Source organism: Flavobacterium turcicum (genome assembly GCF_011365745.1).
In the GTDB taxonomy this organism is placed as follows: Bacteria; Bacteroidota; Bacteroidia; order Flavobacteriales; family Flavobacteriaceae; genus Flavobacterium; species Flavobacterium turcicum.
The window spans coordinates 540488-560992 of record NZ_JAAOBY010000001.1; the positions used below are offsets into that span (position 1 = coordinate 540488).

At 36.7% G+C, this 20505-nt stretch carries 12 protein-coding genes; 9 read left to right on the forward strand and 3 right to left on the reverse strand.

All coding sequences use genetic code 11. The features are described 5' to 3' along the window. Nucleotides 1-72: 72 nt before the first annotated feature. Complete coding sequence (locus tag G9Q29_RS02415) at nt 73-648, reverse strand: MarC family protein (RefSeq protein WP_166132922.1); 576 nt, start codon at nt 646-648, stop codon at nt 73-75. A 183-nt stretch (nt 649-831) separates the two neighbouring features. Here G9Q29_RS02415 and G9Q29_RS02420 point away from each other — a divergent pair, with 183 nt between their 5' ends. The 6 genes from G9Q29_RS02420 to G9Q29_RS02445 all read left to right on the forward strand — a co-directional run bounded on the left by G9Q29_RS02420 (nt 832) and on the right by G9Q29_RS02445 (nt 10170). Next, nucleotides 832-1410, forward strand: a complete 579-nt coding sequence (locus G9Q29_RS02420; protein WP_166132924.1) for a DUF3109 family protein — start codon at nt 832-834, stop codon at nt 1408-1410. 252 nt (nt 1411-1662) lie between these two features. After that, the gene (locus tag G9Q29_RS02425) at nt 1663-2640 is read left to right on the forward strand and encodes a ribonucleotide-diphosphate reductase subunit beta (protein ID WP_166132926.1); all 978 of its coding nucleotides are present in this window, start codon (nt 1663-1665) and stop codon (nt 2638-2640) included. A gap of 261 nt (nt 2641-2901) precedes the next feature. Beyond that, complete coding sequence (locus G9Q29_RS02430) at nt 2902-5316, forward strand: ribonucleoside-diphosphate reductase subunit alpha (protein WP_166132928.1); 2415 nt, start codon at nt 2902-2904, stop codon at nt 5314-5316. Between the two features lie 334 nt (nt 5317-5650). Then, a complete protein-coding gene (locus G9Q29_RS02435) occupies nt 5651-5947 on the forward strand; it encodes a hypothetical protein (RefSeq protein WP_166132930.1) in 297 nt (98 codons plus the stop codon). 141 nt (nt 5948-6088) lie between these two features. Then, nucleotides 6089-7432 carry a dGTP triphosphohydrolase gene (gene dgt / locus G9Q29_RS02440; protein ID WP_166133533.1) on the forward strand — a complete coding sequence of 448 codons (1344 nt, stop codon included), beginning with the start codon at nt 6089-6091 and terminating at the stop codon, nt 7430-7432. 77 nt (nt 7433-7509) lie between these two features. After that, the gene (locus G9Q29_RS02445; protein WP_166132932.1) at nt 7510-10170 is read left to right on the forward strand and encodes a T9SS-dependent M36 family metallopeptidase; all 2661 of its coding nucleotides are present in this window, start codon (nt 7510-7512) and stop codon (nt 10168-10170) included. Between the two features lie 71 nt (nt 10171-10241). Here G9Q29_RS02445 and G9Q29_RS02450 read toward each other — a convergent pair whose 3' ends face one another. Both G9Q29_RS02450 and G9Q29_RS02455 read right to left on the reverse strand, forming a co-directional pair. Next, nucleotides 10242-11276: a DUF3078 domain-containing protein gene (locus tag G9Q29_RS02450; protein ID WP_394367665.1), complete on the reverse strand. Its 1035-nt coding sequence runs from the start codon at nt 11274-11276 to the stop codon at nt 10242-10244. A 40-nt stretch (nt 11277-11316) separates the two neighbouring features. Next, entirely contained in the window at nt 11317-13098 is a 1782-nt protein-coding gene (locus tag G9Q29_RS02455) for a 1-deoxy-D-xylulose-5-phosphate synthase (protein ID WP_166132934.1), read from the reverse strand. Nucleotides 13099-13191: 93 nt separating this feature from the next. On the opposite strand from G9Q29_RS02455, the gene G9Q29_RS02460 reads away from it, so the two are divergent. From G9Q29_RS02460 to G9Q29_RS02470, 3 genes are all read left to right on the forward strand, one after another. After that, on the forward strand, nt 13192-13635 hold the full coding sequence (locus G9Q29_RS02460) for a nucleoside deaminase (RefSeq protein WP_166132936.1): 444 nt from the start codon (nt 13192-13194) through the stop codon (nt 13633-13635). A 260-nt stretch (nt 13636-13895) separates the two neighbouring features. Then, the gene (locus tag G9Q29_RS02465; protein ID WP_166132938.1) at nt 13896-19577 is read left to right on the forward strand and encodes an alpha-2-macroglobulin family protein; all 5682 of its coding nucleotides are present in this window, start codon (nt 13896-13898) and stop codon (nt 19575-19577) included. Between the two features lie 199 nt (nt 19578-19776). Further along, nucleotides 19777-20367: a transposase gene (locus G9Q29_RS02470; protein WP_166132940.1), complete on the forward strand. Its 591-nt coding sequence runs from the start codon at nt 19777-19779 to the stop codon at nt 20365-20367. The last annotated feature ends 138 nt before the right edge of the window (nt 20368-20505 follow it).

Consider the following 20505-nt stretch of genomic DNA (forward strand, 5'->3'; position numbering starts at 1 on the left):
TAAATAGCAATATAGCTATCTCTATCAATGATTTTGGTATTGTTTGAGTGTGTAAACTTATAAAAAAAATAGTTAAGCAAATAGACCTTTAACATTAGCAGCGAATAATTTAACAGCAATAGCTAATAATACCACTCCAAAAGTCTTTCTGATTACACCAAGTCCGTTTTCGCCCAACATTTTTTCAATTTTAGAAGACGACTTAAGAACCACGTAAACCAATATAATATTTAAAATAATAGCAATGACAATGTTGAGCGTATTGTATTGTGAGCGCAATGAAAGTAAGGTAGTCATAGTACCTGCACCAGCAATTAACGGAAACGCAAGAGGAACGATAGAGGCAGAGCTCGCTTCCTCGTCACGATAAATGCGGATTCCTAAAATCATTTCAAGTGCCAAAAAAAACAATACAAATGATCCTGCTACGGCAAATGAGTTGACATCAATACCGATGAGGTTTAGTAATTCTTCACCCGCAAAAAGAAACACAATCATGATTACACCAGCAACGATGGAAGCTTTCTCCGATTCGATAATGCCATGTTTAGCTCGTAAATCCACAATAATTGGAATAGATCCAACAATATCAATAACGGCAAAAAGCACCATGCTTACAGTTATTATTTCTCTCAAATCTAGTCCCATGTCGATGTGTTTTAAGGTGCAAAAGTATTCATTTTTGGTTATCAATAAAGGAGTTGTGGCTTTTTTTTAATGCTTGAAAATATATTTGAATAAGTTTTTTTGAATCTCGGATTTTGATCTTCATACATTTCTTTTTTTGTTTTTGTGGGCTGCTTTTTCGATTTGTTTGAATACCTTTGCGGCATGTTTCAACTAGGAAAAACCATCGTCTCAGAGGACTTACTCGAAAAAGAATTTGTGTGCAACTTATCAGCTTGCAAAGGAGCTTGCTGTGTAGACGGTGATGCCGGAGCGCCTTTAAGTGAGGAAGAAACCAAAATTTTAGAGGCTATTTACCCAAAAGTGAAGCCTTTTTTGCGCAAGCAAGGCATAGCGGCTATCGAGGCGCAAGGAACTTGGGTAATTGGTACGGATGGGGAACTAGAAACTCCTTTAATTGACAATAAAGATTGTGCTTACGTAATTTTTGACGGCAAGACCGCATTATGTGGTATCGAACAAGCCTACAATCAAGGAATAATCGACTGGAAAAAACCTGTTTCTTGTCATTTATATCCGGTGCGCGTGAAAGATTTTAGTGAGTTTGCAGCGGTAAATTATGACAAATGGGACATCTGTGACGCGGCTTGTTCCCTTGGTCAAGAACTCGAAGTGCCAGTGTACAAATTTGTCAAAGAAGCTTTAGTTAGAAAGTTTGGCGAAGACTGGTATGCTGAGCTAGAAACTGTGGCAGAAGAACACAAAAACAACCAGAAGCGGTAACTTACAAACTGCTTTTCTTCTTTTCAAAAATCCTATATTTTACGGTGCTTTGCGCTATTTTTAAAATTATAAAAAACTGATTTTCAGTGTTTTGTAATTTGAATGAATTTCCCGTTATTTTTCTGTGGTTTGTTAAAAACTAGGTCCGATTGTGAATAAGTTTGACTTTTTATTGAAGCAATATTTCACAATCTTTGTACTCCGCAGAAAGCAATTTTTTTAGATAAAATCACAAAATAAACACAACATACAATGACACAAGTGGAGCCAATTTTACAAGAAAACAAAAATCGTTTCGTAATTTTTCCGATTAAACATCATGATATTTGGGAGTGGTATAAAAAAATGGAAGCTAGTTTTTGGACTGCTGAAGAAATCGATTTGTCTCAGGATTTAAATGACTGGAATAATAAACTTTCTGATGATGAGCGGTACTTTGTAAAACACATTTTGGCATTTTTTGCTGCTTCAGATGGAATTGTAAACGAAAACTTGGCAGAGAATTTTGTGAATGAAGTACAATATGCTGAGGCGAAGTTTTTCTATGGTTTTCAAATCATGATGGAAAACATTCACAGCGAAACTTACTCTTTATTGATCGATACTTACGTGAAAGACGAAGCGGAGAAAGATGAATTGTTCAATGCGCTTGATGTGTTTCCTGCAATCAAGAAAAAAGCAGATTGGGCTTTGCGTTGGATTGAATCGGATTCGTTTGCGGAGCGCTTGATTGCTTTTGCAGCTGTTGAAGGAATCTTTTTCTCAGGTGCATTTTGTTCTATCTACTGGTTGAAAAAGCGTGGTTTAATGCCAGGACTTACTTTTTCGAACGAGTTGATTTCTCGTGACGAAGGTGTACACTGTGATTTTGCGGTACACTTGCACAACCACCACTTGATTAACAAAGTACCTACAGAAAGAATTAGAGAAATCATTGTGGATGCTTTGAATATTGAAAGAGAGTTTATCACTGAGTCGTTACCAGTATCTTTAATTGGAATGAATGCAGGATTGATGACACAGTACTTGGAGTTTGTTGCAGATCGTTTGTTAGTAGAATTAGGTTGTGATAGAGAATACAATACGGCTAACCCTTTTGATTTTATGGACATGATTTCATTGCAAGGAAAAACGAACTTCTTCGAGAAAAAAGTGGCTGAATACCAAAAAGCAGGTGTGATGAACACCGATGAAGAAGCACAAAAAATTACATTCGACGCTGATTTTTAATCGGTTTTGAATATACCTACTACCTTCCTAGCCCCGATGGAAGGGAAAATCCTTTTTAGTCCTGATTTTTTTTCAGGACTAAAAAGATTGGAATGACAGCGGGATTAGCTCCCGAAAATAAAGAAACTGAACTTTATTCAAAATCAGTACCCACCAAATAGTAGTTGCTGCCACAAAAGTTGTGGTGGTCATGCTGCGAAATAATCAACAAATAACTTAAAACAGAGAAGGGATTTTCTGTTTTTTAAAACCACTTTGCGTATGTATGTAGTAAAAAGAGACGGGCACAAAGAGCCTGTAATGTTTGACAAAATCACGGATAGAATTAAAAAACTATGCTATGGTTTGAATGATTTAGTAGACGCTGTAAAAGTGGCGATGCGTGTTATTGAAGGACTATATGATGGGGTTACTACCTCAGAATTAGATAATCTTGCGGCTGAAACAGCTGCCTCAATGACCATTGCACACCCGGATTATGCACAATTGGCTGCTCGTATTGCAATTTCGAATTTGCACAAGAACACTAAAAAATCATTCTCTGAAACGATGAATGATATGTTCAATTATGTGAACCCTAGAAACGGTCAGTACGCTCCTTTGCTATCTGAGGAAGTGCACAAAGTTATTATGGATAATGCGGAGTATTTAGATTCGCACATTATATACAATAGAGATTTCAACTACGATTATTTTGGTTTTAAAACGCTAGAAAGATCGTATTTACTTAAAATAAACGGTAAAATTGTAGAGCGTCCGCAGCACATGTTGATGCGTGTATCTGTGGGGATTCACTTAGGTGATTTGAAATCGGTTATTGAAACCTACGACTTAATGTCGAAAAAATTCTTCACCCATGCTACGCCTACCTTATTTAACGCGGGTACGCCAAAACCTCAGATGTCAAGTTGTTTCCTATTGGCGATGCAAGATGACAGTATTGATGGGATTTACGATACGTTGAAACAAACAGCTAAAATCTCGCAATCAGCAGGAGGAATTGGACTTTCAATTCACAACGTGAGAGCTACAGGATCGTACATTCGTGGAACAAACGGAACTTCAAACGGAATTGTTCCGATGTTGCGTGTGTTTAATGATACAGCTCGTTATGTAGATCAAGGTGGCGGAAAACGTAAAGGAAGTTTTGCTATTTACATAGAAACTTGGCATGCTGATATCTTTGACTTCCTAGACTTGAAAAAGAATACAGGAAAAGAAGAAATGCGTGCAAGAGATTTGTTTTTTGCTATGTGGACTTCGGATTTATTCATGAAACGTGTGCAAGAAGATGGGTTGTGGACGCTTATGTGTCCTAACGAATGTCCGGGCTTGTATGATGTGCATGGAGAAGAGTTCGAAAAATTGTATACCTCATACGAAGCGGCTGGTAAAGGTAGAAAAACCATCAAAGCGCATGAATTATGGGAAAAAATCCTTGAGTCGCAAATTGAGACTGGAACGCCTTACATGTTGTACAAAGATGCAGCCAACCGCAAATCGAACCAAAAAAATCTGGGTACTATTCGCTCGTCGAATTTATGTACCGAGATTATGGAGTTTACTTCAAAAGACGAAATTGCTGTATGTAACTTGGCTTCGTTGTCATTGCCAATGTTTGTTGAAAACGGAGCATTCAATCACGATTTGTTTTATACGGTAACTAAGCGTGTAACGCGCAACTTAAATAAAGTAATTGACAGGAATTATTATCCGGTTAAAGAAGGAGAAAACTCTAATAAACGCCACCGTCCAATTGGTTTAGGTGTGCAAGGACTTGCAGATGCATTTATCATGTTGCGTTTGCCGTTTACAAGTGACGAAGCTAAAAAACTGAATCAAGAAATTTTTGAAACCATGTACTTTGCGGCTGTAACAGCATCAATGGAAATGGCTAAAGAAGAAGGACCGTATTCAAGTTTTGCAGGGTCACCTATTTCGCAAGGAGAATTTCAGTACAATTTATGGGGATTAACCGATGGTGATTTATCAGGTCGTTGGGATTGGGCTTCGCTTCGTAAAGAAGTTATGGAGCACGGTGTTCGTAACTCTTTATTGGTAGCGCCAATGCCAACCGCATCTACTTCTCAAATCTTGGGTAACAACGAAGCATTCGAACCGTACACTTCAAATATTTATACCAGACGTGTACTTTCGGGTGAGTTTATCGTGGTAAACAAACACTTGCTTCACGATTTAGTAGAGCGTGGCTTGTGGAACGAAACGCTGAAACAAGAGTTGATGCGTAACAACGGATCGGTACAAGCGCTTGATATTCCTCAAGATTTGAAAGATCTTTACAAAACCGTTTGGGAAATGTCTATGAAAGATATTATTGATATGTCTCGCCAGCGTGGGTATTTTGTAGATCAGTCGCAATCGTTGAACTTGTTCATGCAAAATGCTAATTATGCAAAATTAACTTCTATGCACTTTTACGCTTGGCAATCAGGACTTAAAACCGGAATGTATTATTTAAGAACAAAAGCTGCCGTTGATGCTATTAAATTTACCTTAAACAACGATAAAAAAGCAGAGCCTATTGTTATTAAAGAACAACCCATTGCAATTCCGGTTGTAGCAGAAACTGTAGAAATGACTGCAGCTGAATACAGAGCCATGATCGAACTAGCTAAGAATGCTGGTCCAGAAGATTGTGAAATGTGTGGTTCGTAAATAATAAAAAGATAGAAAAAGGCTTCGTTTATCGAAGCCTTTTATAAGTATTAACAATTAAAAAATATTGCTGAGGTAAAGAAAATAAAACAAAAAAGCATAAAAAAAGGGACATCTGAGATATCCCTAACTTGGAAACTTAAACAATTAAAGCTTGGCGGCCATTTATTTTTAAGTTATGAAGATGATGAGGAGACCTCACCTACTTTTTATACTCCAAAAGTATAGAATTGAAATCTTCTTTCCAAAATTAATTCTTTTAGATAATATCAATGTTGATATTATTAATCAGTAACTCTTATTTCGTAAGAGGTTATAAGAGTTATTAACAAATTTGAAAAGATGGAAAATTCATCAAACAACGATTTTTATTACATTTTTAGAAAATGTATCACAACCAGAAATGGAAAAAGAATTTGTAAGACTGACGGAAGTTGTTTTAAAATTCGAATTAAAAAGAATATTTAATTTTTTGACAGCTATCACTTTTGTGGTAGCTGTTTTTTTTTGGAGCTATTTCCTGCTATTCGTTACAATCTTTTTAAGGCTTCTAGCCTTTGATAAGCTAGAAGCCTTAAAAAGGATTTCCACTGCTATCAGGGCTAGGATTCGCCCAGAATACTTAATATAACTCAGTATTAAAACACTTCCATTTGAAGCAGTCAACACTCAAAACGACCTTGCGCTAAAACCCGAGTAAGCATTATTCGTACGCTCAAATCTTTTTCTTTATATTCGCTCCTTTAAAACTAGAAAATTACAAGAAGCAATGATGAACTGGGAACAACTTTTATCACTTAAGCGTCAAGGCGACAAAGGCAAACGATTGCGCGTAGAACAGGACGATACCCGTTTGGGTTTTGAAGTAGATTATGATCGTATCATTTTTTCTTCGGCGTTCAGAAGTTTACAAGATAAAACACAAGTTATTCCATTATCCAAAACTGATTTTGTGCATACCAGATTAACACATAGTCTGGAAGTTTCCGTTGTTGGGCGTTCTTTGGGTCGTTTGGTAGGAAAAAAAATCATTGCAAAATACCCACATTTAAAAGAGGTACACGGTTATCATATGAATGATTTTGGGGCAATTGTAGCTGCAGCATCATTGGCCCACGATATTGGGAATCCGCCTTTTGGACATTCGGGTGAAAAAGCCATAGGTGAATATTTTTCAATAGGTAACGGACAGAAATATAAGGATCAACTTACCGCAAAAGAGTGGCAAGATTTAATTGATTTTGAAGGTAATGCCAATGGTTTTTCGGTACTTACCGCAAGCCGTCCTGGAATTGAAGGAGGACTTCGTATCTCGTACGCAACTTTGGGCGCTTTTATGAAATATCCAAAAGAGAGTTTGCCTAAAAAACCAACTAAAAATATCGCTGATAAAAAATATGGTTTTTTTCAAACAGACAAAGCTTTCTTTCAAGAAGTAGCCCAAGACATGGGTTTGATTCCGAATAAATCCGGAGAACATGTTGGTTTTGAACGCCATCCATTAGCGTATCTCGTTGAGGCTGCCGATGATATTTGTTACACCATTATCGATTTTGAAGACGGAATGAATCTAGGTTTGGTTTCGGAGGATTTCGCACTAGAGTACCTGATAAAATTAGTAAAAGACAGTATTGACACTTCTAAATACAAAACCCTTGAGACCAAAGAAGACCGAATTAGCTATTTGCGTGCGTTAGCAATAGGAAGTTTAATAAGCGATGCGGTAAAGGTTTTTGTTGAAAATGAAGAGCTTATTTTACATGGAAAATTTCCTTATGCCCTGATGGATAAAAGCAAATACAAAGCACAGATGGATGATATTATCAAGATCAGTGTCGATAAAATCTATCAAAGTCGTGAGGTAATAGAGAAAGAAATTGTAGGCTATCAAATTATACAAACTTTATTGGATAAATTTATTACTGCATTTGACAATAATTATAATGGTGTCGCTTCTAATTATGATACCTTAATTTTAAAAATGCTACCCGAAAAGCATCAGTTAGAAAAACAGGATTTGTATGGTCGATTGTTGCATATTTGTCATTTTATTTCCTTGTTAACTGACGGAAATGCATTATTATACTACAAAACCATCACAGCCTCAAAAAGTTAAAATTTATTAGTTTTTAAAAATACACTTTCAATATTGTAAATATTGGTTATTTTTGCTTCACCAAACAGCCAATATTTATGAAAAAATTTTTACTATTCGTTATTTTATCTTTTCCTTACTTTGCCTTTTGTCAGAGTAATAGTGAAATTATTAAGAATTACTTAAAAAGTCCATCTGCTAGGGCAATGGCCTCCAGTCAATCATTGCAAGATTGGGTAATTCAAAGTGAAGGAGGAACTACAACTTCTGGAATTGAAATTTGCTATGTAGTGCAGCGCTATCAAGGTATTGAGATTTTTAGAGCAGTTTCGAATTTCTCAATAAAGAACAAACAAGTAATAGACGTTAAAAGCAGGATAGTTGCTAATGTGTCGAAAAGAGTCAATGCTACAACACCTAAGCTATTGGTTACCGATGCTATCGCGCAGGCTTATTTTCAATTGGGGATAACTGCCAAAGATAAATTCAGTGTTCTAGAAACTTTAGGTTCGAATAAGTTCAAAATTAGCAACGGTATTGGAATAGAAGAACCGATTGTAGCAAATTTAGTGTATCATCAAGAAAATAACGGTGATTTAAGATTAGCCTGGGATTTCAATATTCACACCAATAAGCACGATCATTTATGGAGTGTAAGAATAGACGCCACTACTGGTCTATTATTAGAAAAAAATGATCTTGTAATTTCTTGTAATTTTCACAAAGATAACGTGTTTGTTACTGAAAGTAATTTTGTCTTAAATACTACAGAGGATTTACCAAAACAACTCTATTCTGCCCCAATTTCTGAAGTTTCAGGGGGAACATACCGTGTAATACCTTTTAACATTACTAGTCCTAATCATGGAGCTTTTCAGCTAATATCAAATCCTTCAAATAGTAAAGCTTCTCCATTTGGATGGCATGATATTGATGGAGTTGCTGGTCCTGATTACACCATAACAAGGGGTAATAATGTTTGGGCTAAAGATGATTTTTTTGCAACCAATCAAGATTCTGGTGCAAGTCCTGAAGGAGGATTATCCCTTTCATTTGATTTTCCTTATGGAGGAACAAATGTGAATGCATCTACATATATTGATGCAGCTAATACCAACTTGTTTTACATGAATAATGTTATGCATGATGTATGGTATCAATATGGATTTGATGAGTTAAGTGGCAACTTTCAAGAAAATAATTATAACCGCGGTGGTGCAGGAAGCGACTACGTTAATGCGGAAGCACAAGATGGTTCTTTGGCTACTCCGATGAGTCTAAATAATGCAAATTTTTCTACTCCAATAGATGGGAACAGAGGTAGAATGCAAATGTTTTTGTGGAGCAGAGGTCCAGCAGTTAAACCATTGATTGTTAATTCTCCTGAGAGTTTAAAAGGAAGTTACCAAGCCACTCAAAATTCATTTAGTCCGGGAAGGATTGATTTACCCGTAGCGCCTTCATTTTTGCAGTCTGATTTGGTATTGTATTTAGATAGTGTTGGAAATAATTCACAAGCATGTTCAGCACCGACTAATTCCGAGGCAATGAATGGTAAAATTGTTATTCTTAGAAGAGGGAATTGTAATTTTACATTAAAAGTAAAAGCAGCACAAAACGCAGGTGCAATTGCTGTAATTGTAGTAAATACCGATGAAGCAAATATTTCAATGTCAGGATCAGATGCAACTATTACCATTCCGGCAATATGTATTCCGAGCTCTTTAGGTGAGAATTTAATTGTAAAAATGGCAAATGGTCCAGTAAATGTCAAGATACAAACAGAGTCACAGCCTTTTGTGAATGCAGATGGTGATTTTGACAATGGTATAATTGCACATGAATATGGACATGGTATTTCAACAAGATTGGCTGGAGGTAGAAATAATTCAAGCTGTTTGAATAACAAAGATCAAATGGGCGAGGGTTGGTCTGATTGGTTTGCATTAATGATGCAATTAAAACCAGGAGATGTTGGTTCTTCGAAAAGAGGAATTGGAACTTTCGTTTCCTCTCAAGCAAATGATGGTTTAGGTATTAGAAGTTTTCAGTATTCAACAGATAGGGAAGTAAATCCAATGACATATGGTTTTACTAATAATTTTAGTTCGATAGATGCCAATGGTGTTGAGCAAACTTCTGTTCATGGAGTAGGTTCAGTGTGGGCGACTATGCTATGGGATCTCACATGGGCGTACATAAGTAAATATGGATATGATGATAATAAGTATACTGGTAACGGAGGAAATAATAAGGTCATGCGCTTAGTCTTAGACGGATTGAAGTTACAGCCTTGTAGCCCTACTTTTGTAGATGGAAGAGATGCTCTTATTGCTGCTGACCAAGCTACAACAGGTGGTAAAGATTTTTGTTTGATTTGGGAAGTTTTTGCAGCGAGAGGATTAGGGGTGAACGCTTCTGCAGGCTCTAACAATGTAGGAAACGATCAAGTCGAAGATTTTACAAGACCAGCAGCTAACGCAAATTGTACGCTAGGGACAGCAAGCATCGATGAAGAAAATGTAATGCGCGTATATCCAAACCCATCTCAAGGTAATATTACTGTTCGCATCAATAACTATGATGGTTTAGTAAATATTAAAATCAGTGATATAACAGGACGCGTTGTTTTTCAAAAAGACAAAGAATCGTTCAATGGCGAAAAATCATTTAACGTTAAGCCTATTTCTGCTGGAGTTTATATCTTAGCTATTGAAGGTGAAGGTTTGCGTTATGTAGATAAATTAATTATCAAATAAATACATCACCACATCATAAAAAAAGCCCCAACAGTATTGCTGTTGGGGCTTTTTTTTTGGAGTAATAAATTTTAAAAGATGTATTCAATTCCAACACCTATCGCTTGGCGTAATTGAGTTTTAGGTCCTTCGGTTACTTGTACACCTTCAATTTCTCGTTTTGATTTAATATCGTCATCATATATTACATGCGCACCAATGTTGGCTTTTACATATTGGTTAACCACGAGCTCAACTTGTAAGTCGCAATCAACATCGACATTACCAAAACGGTTGATGTAATCAGAATATAAAGTCAATCGATTTTCAAGCGTTATATTTTTTGCAAGCTCTTTTCTGTATTTACTAGTAGCTAAAAATCCAAGTTCAACTTTTGCCATTTCACCCGGAGTTATAATGTTTCCGTCGGCATCAACTGTAGCTTTTACTACCCCAAAAGCACCTTGGTTTGCTAATCTTTGATCCAAAACTAAAGTAGTTTTAAATGTAAAAGGTGAAATATAAAAGGTTCTTTTTTTATCCTTATTTATGTTTTCGGCTCCAACACCCATAAAAATATAAGCCGGTGCAAATGGTTTAGAAATAGCCTGATCGGTGTTTGGGTAAGCGTATCCGTTGGTAAATTGGGTGTTGAAATTAAACTTAGCTGAATGAAACCAGTTAGAAAGTGTATCTCTGCGGTAGCCAAAGGTAGAGTTAAATTGCAAGGCATCCTCCGTTTTCCTGACTTCAATTCCATCTTGTTTGTTTAAACCATAACGCACTAGCAATTCATTACTCCAATTAAAGTTTTTTCGATTATAATTTCTATGAAATTTACCTTTTAACAATCCTGAAATAGAGCTCGTTCCACCGGCAGACCAATTGACAAAAGCTACTTCAGAAATATCAAAACCAATGCTGTTTTTTTTGGTCCAATGAGATAGTGGTAAATAGTGTGTTTTAGTCTGGATTTTTAATGGAATTCGCAATGAGTTGATATTGTTCATTGGTACTGAAACCATTTTTATTTGACTCGGACTAAAGACAGAGTCTCTTTTTTGAGCAAAAATTTGAAGAGGTAAGGTTAAAATGAGAGCAAAAAATATACTTTTTAAATAGTTCATGTTGTAGAGTAGTAGTTTTAGTTGTGCAAATTAAACATTTTTACAAACCCGAAAAGAGCTCTTTTAGGCTTTTAACGTCAATTTTGCAATTTTGTTGTAACTCGTTTACAGTTCCATGTTCGATAAATTCATCAGGAATTCCCAAAATTGTTATGTTTGATGAGTAATGATGTGATGCAGCAAATTCGGTTATTACACTTCCAAAGCCACCAATAACAGTTCCATCTTCAATGGTAATGATAGTTGAAAACGTTTTGAAAATAGTATGTAAGGCATTTTCGTCTAATGGTTTTACAAATGGAAAATCGTAGTGTGCAATCTTGTTTTCATTTGTAATTTGTTCAAGTGCCAAGGATACGTTTTGAGCAATTGTTCCTGTTGATAACACAGCCACTTTATCACCAGCTACCAAGCACGAGCTAGCGCCGATTGAAATTTTTTGGTATTTCTCTCTATAGTTTTCTTGCCAGTCGTTGATGACGCCGCGACCTCTAGGATACCGAATAGCAATCGGGTTTTCAAGTCCTAATTGTGCGGTGTATAAAATATTTTGAAGTTCAATTTCGTTCCTTGGAGCATAAACAATCAGGTTAGGAATACAACGCAGGTACGCTAAATCAAAAACACCGTGATGTGTGGCTCCATCTTCGCCAACCAATCCAGCTCTATCCAGGCAAAAAATTACTGGAAGATTTTGCAAAGCGACATCATGAATGATTTGGTCATATGCTCTTTGTAAAAATGTAGAGTAAATGTTGCAATAAACAATCATGCCTTGTGTTGCCATTCCGGCGGCTAAAGTCACAGCGTGTTGCTCTGCAATACCTACATCAAAAGCACGTTCTGGAAATGCATCCATCATGAATTTTAAGGAACTTCCAGAGGGCATTGCAGGGGTGATTCCTATTATCTTGTCGTTTTTTCGAGCCAAGTCTAAAACGGTCAAACCAAAAACATCTTGGTATTTTGGAGGTAAATTTTGTTCTTGTTTTGAAATGATTTCTCCAGTTGCTGCATCAAATTTTCCAGGAGCGTGGTATTTTACTTGATCCTCTTCGGCTTGTTGTAGGCCTTTTCCTTTGGTGGTAATTAAATGTAAAAATTTAGGACCTCTGATCTTTTGTAAACGCTTCAATTCTTTGATCACAGCAAAAATATCATGACCATCAATTGGTCCCGAATAATCAAAGTTCAAGGACTTGATCATGTTGTTTTGCCTTGGGTTTTTCCCCTCTTTCACAGCAGTGAGGTATTGTTTCAAGGCGCCCACGCTAGGATCAATCCCAATAGCGTTATCATTAAGAATTACGAGTAAATTGGCAGCAGTAACTCCCGCGTGATTCAACCCTTCAAAAGCCATTCCTGAAGCGATAGATGCGTCACCAATAATGGCAATGTGTTGTTTGGTGAAATCTCCTTTCAAATTTGAAGCAATTGCCATTCCGAGTGCTGCCGAAATAGATGTAGAAGAATGGCCTACGCCAAAGGTGTCATAGTTGCTTTCACTTCTTTTTGGGAAACCAGAGATACCGCCGAGTTGACGATTGGTATGAAAATTTTCTCTTCGGCCGGTCAATATTTTATGTCCATAGGCTTGATGGCCCACATCCCAAATCAATAAATCATTTGGGGTGTCAAAAACATAATGCAAGGCAATTGTCAATTCAATAACACCAAGGCTTGCGCCAAGATGACCTTCTTTTACGGCCACAATATCGATAATAAAATCGCGTAATTCTTGGGCAACTTGAGGAAGTTGCGCTTCGTCAAGCAAGCGTAAATCGGTTGGGTTATTGATGTTTGAAAGTAAATTATCTGACATGAAGCAAAGGTACGATTTGAAATTGTATTTTTACAGTCGATAAAAAAAGTTGTCTCACAAAGAATTTAAATTTGCGAATTTGCGGTCTGTATTATGATAAACCCATTCACCGACGAATATTTCATGAAAAAAGCTTTGCATGAAGCTGAAATGGCTTTTGATAAAGGCGAAATTCCTGTTGGTGCGCTAATTGTCATTGATAATAAAGTCATTGCTCGAAGTCATAATTTGACCGAATTACTTCATGATGTCACTGCACATGCCGAAATGCAATCCATCACTGCTGCTGCAAATTATCTAGGTGGAAAATATTTAACAGGTTGTACACTTTATGTAACACTGGAGCCTTGCCAGATGTGTGCTGGCGCTTTGTATTGGAGCCAAATTTCTAAAATTGTTTTTGGCGCTCGTGATGAACAGCGCGGTTTTATCACTCTTGGAACAAAATTGCATCCTAAAACTACCGTTGCTTCTGGAATTATGGCCAATGAAGCCGCTGATTTGATGAAACGGTTTTTTGCTGAGAGAAGGAAGTAAACTATTCAGGATGTTCTTTAGCCCAGATAGCAGTGGAAATCCTTATGTGCCGGTGTTCGGCATATAAGATTGTAACGAATAGCTGGAATAGCTTCTAAAAAATACCTTTAAAAAATAATTTCCTATCAAAGAATTTTCTTCTTAAAACAATAAATTAATTATTCTACATTTACTACAATATTACGGTAACTATCTAGTTATTGTGTTACTTGTGAGATGTTGCAATAATTTAATTTATAACCCATTAACTCTAGCTAAAAGTGAAAACAAAAGGATTAATTTACGTGTTTTGTGTGTTTTTTTTGTTTCAAGCGTGTGGTAGAAAATCTGCCGCCGATTTTAATTCAGATTTCTCGCTATTCAAAGAGTTTATCGTCAGTTTTACGGGAGGGATTGTCTCTTCAGAATCGGATATTAGGGTAGTTTTGGCTTTTGATAAAAAAGAATGGAAAGTCAATGAGGTTTTAGATAACGATTTGTTTACTATTTCTCCGAGTGTTGACGGAAAAGTAATTGCGCTTTCAACCAATACGATTGCTTTTATTCCCGAAAAAAAGTTAGAATCAGGTACGGAATATCAGGTGACTTTACATTTGGATCAACTGAATCCAAAGGTTGCTGAAAAAGATAAAGCACTATCCAATTTCAATTTTACGGTAAAAACGATTAAGCAAGATTTTGTGGTCAACACGCTCGATGTGCAATCCTACAGCCCAGAATACCAATATTTAAATGCAGTGCTTAAAACCGCTGACAATATTGATTTGGAAACCGCTAAAAAATTGATTGAAGCGGAGCATAACGGAAGCGATTTGAAAATTGTTTTCGAAAAATCGAATGCAGTTGGAAAAGAATTCAAGTTCAGAATTGACAGCATTCAACGTTTGGAATCTAAAAGCAATTTGGAGATAAAATACGACGGAAATGATTTTGATATCGATCAAAAAGGGACTATCGATTTCCCGATCACGGCATTGAAAGAGTTTAAAGTGGTTAAGACCGAAATTCAAGAAGGAGATAATCAAACTTTGTCTATTAATTTTTCGGAACCCTTAGAAAAAGGACAAGATTTTAAAGGATTAGTCGCCATTCAGAACACCAATAATTTAAAGTTTTCTGCACAGGGAAATGTGTTGAAAGTTTATTTTACTAATGAAGTACCCGTTCAACAACCAGTTGAAGTGACTCCAGAGCCAGTGGAAGCATTTGTAACTGTTGATACGTCGGCTGTGGCTGTTGATACGTCGGCTGTGGCTGTTGATAGTGCTGTGGTTGAAGAACCTGCAGAAGTTGCTATTGTTGAGCCTGAGCCAGTTGTGGATTTCCAAAAACTTACCGGAGAACTCTTGTTAGAAGTTTTTCAAGGAATTGAAAGTGAATACGGTAGAAAATTAAATGAGAATTACACCGAGAAATTATCCTTTGATGAAATAAAGCCAAGTGTTCGGTTTATCAAAAACGGAACAATTCTGCCAAGTTCTAATAACTTAAAACTCAATTTTGAAGCGGTAAACCTAAGTGCTGTTGATGTAAAAGTGTATAAGATTTACAAAAACAACATCATGCAATTTTTGCAATACAACGAGCTCAATGGGAGCCAAAACCTGAAAAGAGTGGCGCAACCTATTGCCAAATCAACTCTGAATTTAAAAGAAAATACATTACTAAATCTAAGTAAGTGGAACACTTTTGCTCTCGATTTATCTAAAATTATTACTCCTGAACCAGGCGCGATTTATCGAGTAGAGTTTGTTTACAAGAAAAAATATTCTTTGTACAAATGCGAAACCGCTGATGAGGATACAACCGAAGAGGAAGAAGAGGTTGATGAGAATGATGTTAATTACAGCGGAAACTCTTACGATGATTATTACTACGATGATTACGAATGGAGAGAAAGTCAGGATCCTTGCTCGAGTTCTTATTTTTATAATGCCAAAATAGCAACTAATATTCTGGCTACTGATTTGGGCGTAATTGCCAAAAGAGGCGAAAACAAATCGTATTTGTTTGCCGTAAATAATATTGTCACCACAGAGCCAGTTACAAATGCAAGAGTAGATTTGTATACTTTTCAGCAGCAAAAAATAACTACAGGAACTACCAATAGCGATGGGATTGCGACTTTTCAGTTGGATAAATTTGCCTATTTTGCTATTGTAACGCAAGGCACGGAGTCTACTTATGTTAAATTAGACGACGGGAATTCACTGTCAGTGAGTAATTTTAATGTGTCTGGCGAGACTTTGCAAAAAGGACTTAAAGGGTTCATTTATGGAGAACGAGGCGTTTGGCGTCCTGGAGATAATTTGTATTTGTCTTTTATTTTGAATGATGCTTCGAATAAAATTCCACTTGGACACCCCATAAAATTTAGACTATCTGATCCAAATGGAAAAGTAACGTATCAAACGGTTCAAAAATTGAATGAATGGAATCATTATGCGTTTACAGTTCCAACAGCAAATGACGCGCCTACTGGAAATTGGGAAGCAATGGTTAGCGTGGGTGGTGCGAAGTTTTACAAAAGCATCAAGATTGAAACTATCAAACCCAATCGTTTGAAAATCAAAAATACTTTCAAACGAGCTATACTTTCTTCGGCTTATCCAAACACTAGCAACCTTGAAGTGGCTTGGCTTCATGGCGCTGTTGCCAAAAATTTGAATGTGGAAATGCAAGCTAAATTTTCGCAACAAATAACGACTTTCAAAAATTATGACAAGTATATTTTTGATGATTTGGTTCGAAAATTCAGCACCGAAGAAGTTACCGTTTTCTCAGGTAAATTAGATGCCACTGGAAAAGCGAATGCTACGATAGACCCGAAAATACAAGGAGAAGCACCTGGAATGTTGAAAGCGTCGTTTATTACCAAAGTGTATGAAGAAGGTGGTGATTTTAGTACTGATGTCATTGCGACGACCTACTCGCCGTACCCTACTTATGTGGGGATTAAGTCACCTGAGCCGAATAAATACGGCATGCTAGAAACCCGTACCATGAACCAATTTGATGTGGTTACGGTTGATGAAAATGGACGACCAAAGTCGGTTAAAAACCTGGAAGTTAAAGTCTACAAGGTAGAATGGCGCTGGTGGTGGGATGCATCCAGCGATAATTTATCGAATTACAACGCTGATAATGCTACTACTTCATATAAAACTTTTATAATTAATACCGATGCTAGTGGAAGAGGAAATGTCCGTTTTGCCTTGACGGATGAAGAGTGGGGACGTTATATGATTCGGGTTTCTGATGCTGTTGGCGGACACGCAACGGCTTTGACGGTAAATATCGATTGGCCAACATGGTCTGGAAAAACGAGAAATACAGATGCTTCTACGGCCAATATGTTAGTGTTTTCAACCGATAAGGAGAAGTATGCTGTGGGTGAAAATGCTCAAATTTCGTTTCCATCTAGTGCAGGAGGGCGCGCTTTTATTTCTATCGAAAATGGTTCGAAAGTAGTACAAACGCTTTGGGCAAAGACCCAAAAAGGAGAAACCAAAGTTACCATTCCGATTACGGCTGCTATGGCGCCGAATGTGTACTTTAATATTACGCTGTTGCAACCACACGCTTCCACCAAAAATGATTCGCCAATCCGTATGTATGGAATTGTGCCTATTGAAGTAGTTGATAAAAACACCATTCTTGCGCCCAAATTAGTAATGCCTGATGTGTTGCGTCCAGAGCAATCATTTGCTATTAAAGTGAGTGAACAATCCGGAAAATCAATGACTTACACCATTGCCATTGTAGATGAAGGATTATTGGATTTAACCCGTTTCAAAGCGCCAAATGCCTGGGATAGTTTTTATGTTCGTGAAGCTTTGGGCGTAAAAACCTGGGACATTTATGACGATGTGATTGGAGCGTATGGCGGAAAAGTAAATCAGATTTTCAGTATTGGTGGTGACCAAGATTTGGGTGGTGGAAAAGCCAAAAAAGCCAATCGTTTCAAACCGGTTGTAATTTATATGGGACCTTTTAAATTAGAAAAAGGACAAACGAAAACCCATCAAGTAAAATTACCGAAGTACATTGGTTCTGTAAAAACCATGATTGTGGCTGGTGATGCAACTACAAGTGCGTATGGAAGCGCCGAAAAAGCAACTCCGGTTCGCAGTCCGCTGATGGTTTTGGCTTCGTTGCCAAGAAAAATTTCTCCATCCGAGAGAGTGACGATTCCAGTGACCATTTTTGCCATGGAGAAAAACATCAAAAATGTAACGGTTCAGATTAAAACGAATAACGGATTAAAAGTTATAGGCGGTGCTGTTCAAAAATTAACTTTCCCTCAGCCTGACGAAAAAATGGCTTATTTCAATTTGGCTGTAGGTTCTGCAACCGGAATTGGAAAAGTGCAGATCGTGGCGACTTCCGGAAAGGAAAAATCAGTGTATGATGTAGAGATCGATATGACCAATCCGAATCCAGTGACCAATACATTTACTGATGTGATTTTGGAACCGAATACCACTAAAACTATTTCTTGGAAAACATTTGGTGTTTCGGGAAGTAATAAAGCAAAATTGGAGGTTTCCTCGATGCCAACGATCAATTTAAACGGGCGATTACAATATCTGATTCAATATCCTCATGGTTGTGTAGAGCAAACGACTTCTTCTGTTTTTCCACAATTGTATCTGAATGAGATTGTCGATTTGGATGCTACGCGTCAGCAATTAATTCAAAAAAATGTGACCGCTGGAATTACTCGTTTGGGAGGTTTTCAATTATCGAATGGTGGAATGTCTTACTGGCAAGGAGGAACCGTCGCCGATGATTGGGGTTCTTCATATGCTGGACATTTTATGATTGAAGCTGAGAAAAAAGGGTATTTCTTGCCGATCAATTTCAAATCAAAATGGATTTCGTATCAGCAAAAAGAAGCCAAGCAGTGGCGATTTGAACCAAGTTACGGAAATGATTTGGCACAATCGTATCGCTTATACACGTTAGCGTTGGCAGGAGCACCCGATTTGTCTTCGATGAACAGATTTCGTGAAACCAAAGGAATTTCGAACGAAAGTAAATTGCGTTTGGCTTCGGCATATGTGTTGGCGGGGCAAAAATCGGCAGGTTTGACGTTGTTGCTGAATACTTCTATAGATGATAATTCCAATTATAATTATTACTATTACGGATCTGCTGATAGGAATCGTGCCATGGCCCTAGAAACATTGTTATTACTTGGGCTAAAGCAAAAATCATTCGTGATGGCAGCAAAATTGGCCAAAGATATGTCAAGTGACCAATGGATGAGCACGCAAACTACGGCGTATGGTTTGTATGCAATGGCAAAGTTTTCTACGAGTAATGGTCCAAAAGGAATCGATGTTCAGTTTAGTAAAGAAGGAAATACACAATCAATTAAAACAACAAAAACCATCGCAGACCGAAGTTTGGTTGTTAAAACGGGTTCGAATAGTGTGACTTTAAAAAACAACAGAAAGAATAGATTGTATGTTCGTGTGCTGAATAGTGGAATTCTTCCAATTGGACAAGAAAAAGCGATTCAGAGTAATGTTTCGGCTTCGATTGTTTTCAAAAACAGAAAAGGAAGTGTTATCAATGTGTCTAAAATCAATCAAGGAACTGAATTTATTGCTGAGGTAACGGTTAAAAACCTAAAAAATGAACGTGTAGAAAATGTGGCGTTGTCACAAATTTTGCCTTCCGGTTTCGAAATTGTAAATACCCGTTTCACGGATTATGGAGACGCTACCAATAACGTTGCGGATTATATTGATATTCGTGATGATAGAACCAATTTCTATTTTGGATTAAAATCGGGTGAAACCAAAACGTTTAGAATATTACTGAATGCTTCTTATCTTGGAACCTATTATCTGCCTGGATTGCAATGCGAAGCGATGTATGACAATACATTTTTGGCAAGAACGAAAGGATTCTGGGTTCAAGTGGTGAAATAGGACGTATCCTAACAGGTTTTCAAAACCTGTTAGGTATTTATTTGGAACGAATTAAATTAATTTTTTTAGAGATGAAATTATATTTAACAGGTTTCCAAAACCTGTTAGGTATTATGACAGTTAAATTGATTTTTTTTAGGATGAAATTATACCTAACAGGTTTTGGAAACCTGTTAGGATGGTAAAAAAGCATTTAGATATGGAAAAAGATATTTTCGAATCAGGTCATTATTATCACATATACAATAGAGGCAATAACAAAGAGAATATTTTTGTGGAGGAGAAAAACTATAATTATTTTCTGGAGAAAATGAAGAAATATCTTTTGCCAATTGCGGATGTTTATGCCTATTGTTTGCTCAAGAATCATTTTCATATTGTTTTGAGAATTAAAGACAAGGAAGAGTTGCCAGAAAAATTTAAAGCAAAAATTCATTTGCCTTTTTCTAACTTTTTTAATTCGTATGCCAAAAGTATAAATACCGCTTATAATCGAACAGGAAGTTTATTTCAAGAACATTTGCAACGAAACAGAATCGAAAATGAAGCGTATTTGAAACAATTGATCGTTTATACCCATTTGAATCCTGTAAAACATAAGTTTACTGAATCATTCGAAACGTATTTGCATTCATCATATCGCTCTTATTTGTCAAACAAAGAAACAAGTATTGATAGAGATTTTATTCTCGAACTATTTGGAGATATAGAGAATTTTAAGGTTTATCACTATGAAAGAAGATTGGTTTATGAGGGCGTAATTGATTCGATTGATAAAATGGATGACTAGATTACTTATCCTAACAGGTTTCCAAAACCTGTTAGGTATTTATTGATTAGAACTGCAAATTCATCTTAAAGCATATCTAAATTGATAAATTAGTCATATCAGTATGGTTGGGTTTTACATATCCTAACAAGTTTTCAA

Excerpts from the sequence above, each read along its gene's own strand:
- G9Q29_RS02415 (WP_166132922.1), bottom strand. The coding sequence starts at position 648 with ATGGGACTAGATTTGAGAGAAATAATAACTGTAAGCATGGTGCTTTTT.
- G9Q29_RS02420 (WP_166132924.1), top strand. The coding sequence starts at position 832 with ATGTTTCAACTAGGAAAAACCATCGTCTCAGAGGACTTACTCGAAAAA.
- G9Q29_RS02425 (WP_166132926.1), top strand. The coding sequence starts at position 1,663 with ATGACACAAGTGGAGCCAATTTTACAAGAAAACAAAAATCGTTTCGTA.
- G9Q29_RS02430 (WP_166132928.1), top strand. The coding sequence starts at position 2,902 with ATGTATGTAGTAAAAAGAGACGGGCACAAAGAGCCTGTAATGTTTGAC.
- dgt (WP_166133533.1), top strand. The coding sequence starts at position 6,089 with ATGAACTGGGAACAACTTTTATCACTTAAGCGTCAAGGCGACAAAGGC.
- G9Q29_RS02445 (WP_166132932.1), top strand. The coding sequence starts at position 7,510 with ATGAAAAAATTTTTACTATTCGTTATTTTATCTTTTCCTTACTTTGCC.
- G9Q29_RS02450 (WP_394367665.1), bottom strand. The coding sequence starts at position 11,276 with ATGAACTATTTAAAAAGTATATTTTTTGCTCTCATTTTAACCTTACCT.
- G9Q29_RS02455 (WP_166132934.1), bottom strand. The coding sequence starts at position 13,098 with ATGTCAGATAATTTACTTTCAAACATCAATAACCCAACCGATTTACGC.
- G9Q29_RS02460 (WP_166132936.1), top strand. The coding sequence starts at position 13,192 with ATGATAAACCCATTCACCGACGAATATTTCATGAAAAAAGCTTTGCAT.
- G9Q29_RS02470 (WP_166132940.1), top strand. The coding sequence starts at position 19,777 with ATGGAAAAAGATATTTTCGAATCAGGTCATTATTATCACATATACAAT.